At 44.6% G+C, this 11,082-nt stretch carries 6 protein-coding genes; 2 read left to right on the top strand and 4 right to left on the bottom strand.

Going from position 1 to position 11,082, the window contains the following annotated elements; translation table 11 throughout:
* Positions 1-72: 72 nt before the first annotated feature.
* Positions 73-1,029 carry a response regulator gene (locus JMX94_RS09585; protein ID WP_183620982.1) on the bottom strand — a complete coding sequence of 319 codons (957 nt, stop codon included), beginning with the start codon at positions 1,027-1,029 and terminating at the stop codon, positions 73-75.
* Positions 1,030-1,112: 83 nt separating this feature from the next.
* On the bottom strand, positions 1,113-3,425 hold the full coding sequence (locus JMX94_RS09590) for a sensor histidine kinase (RefSeq protein ID WP_201565140.1): 2,313 nt from the start codon (positions 3,423-3,425) through the stop codon (positions 1,113-1,115).
* 841 nt (positions 3,426-4,266) lie between these two features.
* Here JMX94_RS09590 and rapA point away from each other — a divergent pair.
* Positions 4,267-7,155 carry an RNA polymerase-associated protein RapA gene (gene rapA, locus JMX94_RS09595; protein WP_201565141.1) on the top strand — a complete coding sequence of 963 codons (2,889 nt, stop codon included), beginning with the start codon at positions 4,267-4,269 and terminating at the stop codon, positions 7,153-7,155.
* 349 nt (positions 7,156-7,504) lie between these two features.
* Positions 7,505-8,407: an acyl-CoA thioesterase II gene (locus JMX94_RS09600; RefSeq protein ID WP_201565142.1), complete on the top strand. Its 903-nt coding sequence runs from the start codon at positions 7,505-7,507 to the stop codon at positions 8,405-8,407.
* Between the two features lie 102 nt (positions 8,408-8,509).
* Here JMX94_RS09600 and mutY read toward each other — a convergent pair whose 3' ends face one another.
* Entirely contained in the window at positions 8,510-9,742 is a 1,233-nt protein-coding gene (mutY, locus tag JMX94_RS09605) for an A/G-specific adenine glycosylase (protein ID WP_201565143.1), read from the bottom strand.
* A 256-nt stretch (positions 9,743-9,998) separates the two neighbouring features.
* Positions 9,999-10,955: a ribosome biogenesis GTPase YlqF gene (gene ylqF / locus JMX94_RS09610; protein WP_201565144.1), complete on the bottom strand. Its 957-nt coding sequence runs from the start codon at positions 10,953-10,955 to the stop codon at positions 9,999-10,001.
* Positions 10,956-11,082 lie beyond the last annotated feature (127 nt).

The raw sequence follows: 11,082 nt of genomic DNA on the forward strand, positions 1-11,082 counted from the left end.
AAATAGAGGTTTTATTTTTTGCGACAAGAGTTTTTGTGCTTATGTCGTTTTTACGCTTATAAAGAAAAATGCTTATAAAGAGAAGCGCTTACGCAATTTACCAATCAGACTACGTACGCGACTGCTTAAATCAATACGCACATCATTTTCAGGATCGTGCTCGACTTCATAGCGCTTCACCAATTCAGGGCTGGCTTTCAGTTTTGTATGATGCTGGAAGGCGCGGTTGACGCTAATCTCAAGTAAGCTAGCGCGCATTGGTTTTGGTAAGCAGCGATAGACCTGACCTTTATTAATCAAGTCAATTAACAAGCCTGCATCTTGGAACTCGGTTTGTACTAAAACCACCAAGTGCGGCGCATCTTGTTTTAAGGTAAAGATAATCGGCGCGATGTTCTCGCCGCTGACATTGATGTCGGTAATACAAACACCGATATCTTCATTCGCCAAGTAATCATAAGCTTCTTCTAAGCCCTTAGCATGCAGGACTCTATAGCTGTTCGAAAACTGCTTACGTATTTGTTCAATCAGATCGTTGGTTTCATCGATGACCAATAGCGTTTGCTTGTTGCCTGAGCTGTCAAATTGCTCAGCGTCTTCGTCTGGGTTATAGGTCAAAGCGATTTCGGTGGCGCGACCGACAACGGCAAGCAGCTCTTCAGATTTACAAGGTTTGGTCAAATAACGATAAATCTCTCCATCGTTAATAGAGCCGATAATGGCGTTTAAATCGGCGTAACCGGTCAATAAAATCCGCATGGTAGACGGCGATACTTCTTTGACTTCGCGCAAGATATCGACACCAACGCGCTCAGGCATACGCTGGTCACTGACCGCCACGTGTACGTGGTTGTTTTTGATATAGTCGATATATTCAGTCGGGTCAGTGGTGATAAAAACGTCATGTGTTTTACGAAACAGCAGTTTCATCGAACGTAAAATACGTTGTTCATCGTCAATGAACGCCAACTTCGGCTTCGCTTCAGACCCTAACTCCGTGCTAGGGGTTTCCATTTCCAATTCATTCATGATGGTATCCTTATGATGAATAATAGTGCTATAGCTTTATATAATCATTAAAATAGCAATTAAAATAAGACAGAACCTAGCGCTTACGCTGCTAGGCTTTGTTCCGTTAAATCATTATCAATCGGTAACGTTAAGGTAAAGGTGGTGCCAACACCTTCGGTCGAGACCGCTTGAATGTCGCCATTATGCTGCTCCATAATCTGCTGACTGATGGCCATACCAAGTCCCGTACCTTCGCCTGCGCCCTTAGTGGTAAAGAACGGCTCAAAGATTTGATTGATAATCTCTGTGCTCATACCTTTGCCGTTGTCGCTGACATCGATATAGACATTGCTGTCATCAGAGCGCGTCCGCACTTCGATTTTGCCATCCGGTTTTTCTCCCATGGCTTGTGCGGCGTTATTGAGCAAGTTCACCAAGACTTGGTTAATCTGTGACGGCGAGCATTTAACTTCAGGCGTTGGCGCAAAATCAGTGACAATTTCTTGATGTCTGATAGAGTTGCCAGCGATTTTCAATGAGGCTTCGATACATTCGCGCACATCGATGGTTTTCACTTTTGATTCATCAAGACGGGCAAAGTTACGCAGATTTAGGACCATCTCGGTAATTTGCTCAACGCCAAATAACGAATCTTTAATCAGCTCTTTGAGCTCAGCGGACAAATCATCTTCTTGGATTTCATCGGAAGCACGGACGATATCTGCCAATAGCTTGTCAATTTTGCCATCAGCAGCGGCATCCGTTTTAACGGCTTTTAACCCTTGTACCAGTTCAATCAGCTCTTCGTATTGCTCAGTTAGCTGTCCGATAATTTCAAGGTTGTTTTGCACATAAGATAATGGTGTATTTACTTCATGAGCAACACCAGCAACCATTTGACCTAAAGTCGCCATTTTTTCTGAACGAATCAATTGTAGCTGAGAGTTTTTCAGCTCTTTTAGCGTATCTTGCAGCTCAGCGGTACGTTCTTCGACTTTAATCTCTAGCTGCTGGTTAATATTGGCAAGCTTACCTTCATTAGATTGGATACGGTCTAGTAGGTCATTAATAGAGCCGTTCACCAGTCCAATCTCGTTGCGACCTTCAGCGAATTTAACCTCGCTCAGCTTATTGTATTGCTTGTCGTTAATCAGCTTTTCCGCTTGCGAGATTTTATCCGTGGTTTCTTTTAGCGGTTTAAAGGCTAAGAAAGTCAACATAAAGTAAATCACACCCGCTGTGATTAATAGCGCCAAGGCAATCCAGTTAATCAAGTTTTCACTGAGATTATCGGCAATGGCGTTAATTTCAGCGTCAGGCTGGACAACGATAAGTTTCCAATAAGTCTCAGGAATCTCAAACACATACGCTTGACTGCCGTTGTAGAAGTTGTCTTTAGTCAGCTCAAAGCTCTGCAATAAGCGACTATCCATCGCGTTTTGCTTGTTTTCGCTATTATTTAGATAAGCGGCATAGTTGACCAAATAATAACCTTTGGAATCACCTGTTTCTGCTTTATCAATCGTATTCAATACTTGCTGTACTTGCGGCGATACGCTAGCTGCAACGCGCTCGATAGTCTCGTTACGCTGAGCTTCCAAGAAGTTTAATACCGGATTCCAAGCAGGGTCAGAGTTGATAACTTGTTTGATATCAAGCGGCGTACCGGTTTTTTCATCAATATAGCTTAAGCGCTCAGGGTTAGACGAAGCGATAACTTTGTCACTGTTATCCAGCAATAGAATATAACCTGAGCCCGAGCTTTCGCTTAGCTTCACGATATTTTCTTGTAGCTGGTTTAGGGTAAAGTTAACCGTACTGGCGCCCCAGAACTGATTGTCACGCTCGATAGCAACACCGCAGCTCATTGCCAGCTCGCCTTTGGTTTGGCTCGCGCGTACATGGTTCCAGATACAGCTTTCAGGTTTGAGCAATTTCAACACGCTAAACCAATCTTCTTGATAATAAGGATTGGTAGGGTTTGGGTCGCTGAGTACCGCTTGATAATCGCCATTTTGACGTACCATCAAAAACGGATGGGTTGCAGCATTGACACCAAGTGCGCCTTTTTCAGGCCAAATGCCGCCACTACCTAACAAGTTATAATCGCGCTTATCAAAGGCATTGGCGGTACTGGCTTGTAAAATCGCTTCTTGTGGTGGCAGCGTTTGCGCGCTTTGTTGCAGTAGCAGGGCACTGCGCATCACCCGATTGATATCGGCTGAGATACTATTGACCGCAGTATTACCACGCTCGGCGACCAGTTTTGCTGACTCAAGGCGAATTTTCTCATAGCCTTCTTTATCAACAACATAGACGACGACCGCCAGTACGACCGCAAAAGCGATAAATAGAATGGTCGTCACTTGGGTACTGACTTGGTTAAAAAAGCCAACTTTTTTGGAGGCACTCATGATGGGGTTTGTCCTTGGATGATAAGAAGCACAAAGAAGATTGTTAAAGGGATTAAAGGGATTAATGCGATATGACACTCAAAGTTATCATTACTCTCATAAAATATAATTATGTATAATATTATAAGCTCGATAACTAAATGGACTATAATAAGCACTACTATCTCTATAGCGTTTAGACAGCATCTATAACGACTATGAATCTATAATGACTGTGAATCTATAATGACTGTGAATCTATAATGACTGTAAATCTATAAAAGTGGGATTAGATACCGTTAATGCTTAAATATAGATGATAGATAATAGGCACTTGGTAAACTTAGACAACGCAGGCAGTCATTTCAATATGGCTCAGCTAAATACTGTAGAGCTTCAGTCAGAGGTATCTAGTCAAAGATATTTAGCCAGAGACACTTATCCAGAGATGATTAATCAGAAACACTTAGCCAAATTAGCCGCATAAAGAAATAACTTATTGCATTTTTTAACAATACAGCAACAATTATATGAGGGCAATATTTTTTGTTTACTTGCGAGTCGTTATCTTGTTGTTTTATAAGACCAACTTATGCTTGGCTTTGCGGCAATCTTGGCAAAATCTGCTCTTGAAAAGTCAACTTAACGCACTCATCTAGGCGCTAACGTTATATAATGGTCTGTTTTATCAATCGACCTAGCTTTTAAGTTGGGCGTTGCTGATATCGCCAATGACCAGCAGCTTATTAATGACATTGAGCTATCGAGCTATCAAGCCAGCAACGCTAGCTTGGCCAGTAAACGTAGCTTGCCTCATTAACTATCTATTTTCTTATCATCTGAGTACAAAAGACATCGCCTTATGACTATCTCTATCGCTTCATTGCACAGCACCGAATTTGCCGTTGGTCAACGTTATTTATCTGATACGGAGTCTGAGCTTGGCTTGGGGGTGGTCATCGATGTTGATGACCGCTGTGTACATATCTTATTTCCACAAAGTGAAGAGACCCGCGTCTATGCAAAAAACTCTGCGCCGTTATCGCGCGTGGTGTTCAAAGAAGGCGATAGCATTTCTGACCAAGCCGGTAAAACCTATACCGTAACCGCGGTCGAAGAAGTGATGGGCGTGCTCAAATACAGTGTCGATGAGCATGAAAAAGGCATTATGGAAACCCGTTTGGCGGCCAATATCACGCTTGCCAAGCCGCTTGAGCGTCTGCTTGCTGGTCGTATTGAACGTGGCGATTGGTACGAGCTGCGTCAAGATATCTTGCGTATGCAATCGGCGCTAGCGGGTCACCCACTCAAAGGTCTAATGGGCGCGCGCGTCGATATTATTGAGCATCAGCTGTATATCGCCCATGAAGTTGGTAAGCGTATCGCGCCGCGTGTGCTGTTAGCTGATGAAGTCGGTTTGGGTAAAACCATTGAAGCGGGTTTGATTATTCATCAGCAGCTACTGACTGGCAAAGCTGAGCGCGTATTAATCCTTGTACCAGACAGTTTGCAATATCAGTGGATGATTGAGCTGCGCCGCCGCTTTAATCTAAATTTTGCCTTATTTGATTTGGTACGTACGGCAGCGATTAAAGAACACGACCCTGAGCAAAACGTCTTTGCTACTGAGCAATGTATTATTGCAGGTATGGATTTATTGCTCGACCACCCTGATTTGTATGACCAAGCGATGGAAGCCGGTTTTGATTTATTGGTCGTCGATGAGGCGCATCACCTGCATTGGGATGAAGCGCAAGGTGGCAATGATAAATATGACTTGATTGCTGACTTTGCTGAAGAAACACCGGGCGTGATGCTATTAACCGCGACGCCTGAGCAACTTGGCGCGCAAAGTCACTTTGCCCGTCTGCGTTTATTGGACCCCGATCGTTTTGATGATTTGGATGAATTTATCGATGGTCAAGAAGCCTTTGCCGAAACCGCAGCGGTTGCGAGTGTCTTAATCGAAGATAAGCCGTTAAGTGATGGTCAAATTGCGGCGTTAAGTCAACTGCTTACTATTAGTATCGATGAATTAGCAAACATTAATGACGACGAAAAACTGCGTACTTATGCGCTCAATGAGTTGCTTGACCGTCATGGTACGGGGCGTATTTTATTCCGTAATACCCGTGAAAGCGTCAAAGGCTTTTATGGTCGTAGCAGCCAGCCGTATCCATTGCCGCTACCTGAAGCATGGGTTGACAGCTATCAAACCAAGGGTAAATTGCGCGAGCAGCTATGGGGCGAAGAAAACCAACCTGACGGTAGCTGGCTAGAAGATGACCCACGTGTGCCGTGGTTGATTGATATCTTAAAGGGTGAGCTTAAGCATAAAAAGGTGCTGTTGATTGCGCGTAGTGGGGCGACGGTTGAAAGCTTAGAAGCCGTCTTACGTCTGCATGCCGGTATTAAAACCGCCATTTTTACTGAGCAGATGACCTTGCTTGAGCGTGACCAAGCGGCAGCGTTCTTTGCTGATAGTGAAGGCGCACAGATATTATTGTGCTCGGAGATTGGCTCGGAAGGTCGTAACTTCCAGTTTGCCAGCCAGTTGATATTGTGGGACCTGCCTGCTAACCCAGATACCTTAGAGCAGCGTATCGGTCGCCTAGACCGTATCGGGCAAACGCAGCAGATTATGCTGCATGTCCCTTATGTACAAGGTACGGCGCAAGAGCGTCTATATCGGTGGTATAACGACGCGCTAAATATGTTTAATCAGATTTCGCCGACCGCCCAAAGCGTGCAAGAGCAGTATATCCAAGACCTAAAGCCGATGCTTGAAGGCGCGGATAACGACGCTAACCGCACCACTTTGCAAGATATCATTGATGACGCGCTACAGACGCGTTTGGATCTTGAGGCGCAGTTGCAAGCCGGTCGCGATCGTCTTTTAGAGTATAACTCATGCCGTCCGCGTGTTGCTGGGCGTATCGCTGATGCTATGCGTGATTTTGATGGGCATAATCTATTGCCGCAATTTATCGAGCGCTTTTTTGCTTCCGCTAATATCGACCACAATATTCAGCGTGATGGTTCATGGGTGATTGCACCGATTGATAGCACTGAGATTAGTGACTATATCGACGGTCTGCCACTTGGCGATGAAGATGGTATGACCTTGACCTTTGAGCGTGAGCAAGCGCTGCAGCGTGAAGATATCGAATTTATCACCCACGAGCATCCGTTGATGCGCGCGATTTATGAGCTGGCAAGTACCAGCACCTTTGGTAATACCACGGTGGCGATGCTAAAGAGCGCTGCCGTCCCGCAAGGTATGGTGCTGCTCGAGGTAAATTTCCGCGTCGAAGCGATTGCGCCAAGATTGCTCAATTTGCCTGCGACTTTAACCACACAAAATATCCGTGTCTTTATCAGTGAGCAGGGCAGTGATTTATCCGCGCGTATCAGCGCCGATATGATTATGCCGCATATTGAACGTTTGGATAAAAACCGCGCCCGCCAAGTGATTAAAGTACGTGGCGATGTGATTGAGCAGCGTTATTATGAAGCCGAAGATATTGCCCGCCAGCAGCTAGCAGACATTGGTGAACAAGCCAGTGCGCGTTTTAGCCAGCAGTGGTCGCGTGAAATCAAACGCCTAAAGCATTTGCAAACCATCAATCCTAACGTCCGCCCAGAAGAAATTGAGCGCTTAGAGCAGCTAAAAGCCCAAGGTGAACAAGCACTAGGTAATTTATCGCTCGTGCCAGACTCTATTCGTGTGCTCGTGGCCGTGAAACCATAAGTTTGGTAAATATAAAAACGAGATGGCAGTAGGTATCTCGTTTTTTATTTATTAACACTATCCTAGATAGTTGTTTTATGCTTAACATTGCGCGGTAACTGCCTAGTCAAAGCCGTTAATATTCGTTAAGATGATTGGCTTTTCGCTTTATAATGAGTTCTTAGCAATCGTTTTACTGGTCATTTATTGCGCGCTCTAAGCGTTATCTTGTAGTTTACTGCAAGCCATTTCATATTATTTTAAATTAAAACGCCGTATTGGCTTAAGCATATGGTATCGAGATCAATATCGTTAGGTGCTTATACCCAGATGCTTGGCGTTATTGATAAAAATAAGGAAACGTATCGTCATGTCTGATTATCCGCAACTGATAGATGAGCTGCTGGCTACTGTCGCGCTTATTGAAGTCAGCCCTGATGTTTTTGAAGGTAAAAGCCACGACTATGTTGGCAGTCGTATTTTTGGTGGACAAGTGCTGGCGCAAGCGATTATGGCAGCGGCGCATACACTGGATAAAGACAAACCCTGTCATTCACTGCACGGCTATTTTTTGCGCGGTGGTGATATCAATCAGCCGGTCATTTATAAAGTACGCCGCCTGCGTGATGGCCGCAGCCTGTCTGCGCGCGAAGTAACGGCGATTCAATATAAAGAGGTACGCGGCAAAGCGCCTGTTGAGCAAGTAATATTTTCGATGATTGCGTCGTTTTCACCGATGGAAGAGGGCTTAGAATATCAAGAAGATATGCCCGTTTATCCGCCGCCAGAGGATTTGCTTGCCGAGCAGGATTTAAAAGAAGAGTACGTCGGTAAAGTCCCAGATGCGCTTAAAGCGCGCTTTATGCGTCGTCGTCACGTCGAAATTAAACCGGTCAAACCGCGTGACCCAATTCATCCAGAACCGATGAAACCCAAACAAGCAAACTGGCTGCGTATTCGTGAATTGGGCAATCAACCCATAGCAATTCAGCAAGCACTGTTGGCATTTTCATCCGACTTCTATCTAGTAGGTACGGGGCTGATGTCGCATGGTGTAAGCTTTATGACCAGTGGCTTACAAGCGGCGAGTATCGACCACTCGATGCATTTTCATCGTGAATTTGACTTAAATAATTGGCTGCTATACGACATGTGGAGTGATACCACATCCAATGCCATGGGTCTGAACCATGGGCAGTTTTGGCAAGATGGTCGATTGGTAGCAACGGTCCAACAAGAAGGCTTGATGCGCTTACGGGTGCCGAAGTCTTAAGTTCTAAATTATAAGCTTCTAGTATTGTATAAATTAAAAAAGCGACTCATGATTTATTGTGAGTCGCTTTTTTTATGAATGTTATTTAGTTGCATTCACTCATTATTCTAAAATCTTAACCATCGCGCGCGGCAATCCTAGTGTCGCCTGCGCAGCATCAGCATTTAACCAGTTAATATTAATCTCTGCTGCTTGTAATGCTTGGGTTAAATCAGCCGTTTGCTCATTATTTAAAGTCACTGATTGCGGCGTTAAATACCAATGGAAATGGGTTAATGAGTGTTTAATAGGCGCGTCATCAAGTAAGGTTTTATTCATTGGTGCTGCTGCTAAATTATTCTTTATCAGCCATTCATTGATAATTTGCTCAGCGGTGGTAAATTCTGTTTCGTATACTTTTTCATTACTAGCCACTTTTAATAATGTATCGTCAATTTGAGTCGTTTTTTCTGCGGCGGTTTTAGTATTCATTTTGCCTGCGGTTTTTTTAACAAACTGTAAAGGTAAACTCCACAATCCGCCCCAAATTCCGTTATCAGGGCGCTGTAGCCATAAGATATTGCCATCTGCATCTTTAATCAGTAAGGCATTGCTAAACTTACTGGGTTTGGGCTGCTTTTTTGCTTTGACTGGATAATCGGTTTCGCGACCTTGCGCGTGCGCTAAGCAATCATCTTGTAATGGGCATAACAGACAAGCAGGTTTGCCACGGGTGCATAAGGTTGCGCCCATATCCATCATCGCTTGCGCAAATAATCCTGAGTTCTCTCTAGGCGTTAGACGTTCTGCTAATGCCCACAGCTCTTTAGTGGTGGCAGATTTAGTGATATCGCCATCAATTGCTGCCCAGCGTGTCAGGACGCGTTTGACATTACCGTCACAGATAACGCCATAGCGATGTAGCCCCATCGCCATAATCGCGCCAGCAGTCGACGGGCCAACGCCAGATATCGCTTCCCAACCGGCTAAGGTTTGCGGAAAGTCGCCGGTCTCATTAATTACTTCGACCAATTGCTTCGCGCCTTTATGTAAATTACGCGCGCGCGCATAGTAGCCAAGCCCCGCCCAATGCTCCGCCACCATATCCCATTCTGCTGCGGCTAAATCTTGCACGGTCGGAAAGCTATCCATAAAACGGGCAAAGTAGGGCAGCACTGTCGTTACTTGCGTTTGCTGGAGCATGACTTCTGATAGCCAAACGATATAAGGATTGGGCGTGTCAGTTTGGTGCTGTTGCCAAGGTAAGTCGTGGCGACCATTAATTGCAAACCAGTCGAGAAGGCGTGGGGCGAGGGAGTTGAGGTTGGTTGATGATTGAGAAAATTGAGTAGGCAAGAGTATTCCTTGTAAATTGAACAGGGATATATGAATTTGAGATTAAGAACGTTTATGGGGTGTAATACGATTGATACAAGACAACAGCGGGTGAGCTTCGTTTTCAATATCAGAAGATGAAATTATAATTGACCGTCTTGTTTGCCAAGTAAAGTTTGAGTAAATCTGCAGATAAGTTAAAGGTAAATAATAAAATATAGCAGGTGCGCTAGGCGCACCCTACGAACTTCAAATATACTTATAGAGAATATTCTACCTACTTCCGATTCTTCCGCGTTTTTAAACGACGTAAGCGCTTTTCTTCTTCTTTAGCGATTCTTTTCTCTTCTGCAGCGATGCGTTGTTCGGCGACGACCAGCTCTTCAGCTTCTGTCATGGCAGGCGTCTCGAGCGTAATATCGCCAAGCTTGCCACTACGTAACTCGTTAATCAGAATCTCAGACATGCGGTAAGTGTCAACTTGATTACCCGCGCGCACACAACCGCGATTACGTCCAGCTATCTCAAAAAACTCCCAATCGGTCTTAGGTAATTCTTCAATTTTATAGCGGCTTTTTAGTAGCTCAGGATAAGCAGTTATCAAATACTCAGCGGTATAACTGGCCACATCAGCGAAGTCAAAAGCCGTATCTCGAATACCGCCGGTTGCAGCCAAGCGATAGCCAGAATTTTCGTTTTCGACCTTTGGCCATAGCATACCGGGGGTATCATAGAGCATGATGTCATCGTCAAGCTTAATCAGCTGCTGCGACTTAGTGACGGCAGGCTCGTCGCCGGTTCTTGCCACGGCGCGTCCAGCTAAGGTATTAATCAAGGTCGATTTACCGACGTTTGGAATACCCATAATCATGGCTTTGATTTGGCGACCCGTACCGACTTTATTGGGCACCATTTTTTTACATAGCGCAATGATACGTTTGACGTCATCGGCTTTATTATTGTCGCACGCGATAGCTTTAACGCCATCTTGTTGCTCAAGATATTCCATCCACGCTTTGGTCAATTCAGGATCAGCAAGGTCGGCTTTATTTAAAATTTTGATGACCGGTTTTTCGCCGCGTAATGCCGCGACCATTGGGTTTTCGCTACTATAAGGAATACGCGCGTCAATCACTTCAATGACGACGTCCATCTGCGGCATGATTTCTTTGATTTCGTTACGGGCCTTGTTCATATGCCCAGGGAACCACTGAATACTTGCTCTCTTATCCATCTGCTTTTATAACCTTTTATAAAAAATGCTAAAAGTAAGACACTCTTTGCTTACTCTTTAATGGCGTCCAGTTTACTACACAACCAGCGCTATCACCCAACGTTATCAAGTTATCACGTTACAATTT

It is taken from the genome of Psychrobacter sp. CMS30 (assembly GCF_904846565.1).
Taxonomy (GTDB): Bacteria; Pseudomonadota; Gammaproteobacteria; order Pseudomonadales; family Moraxellaceae; genus Psychrobacter; species Psychrobacter maritimus.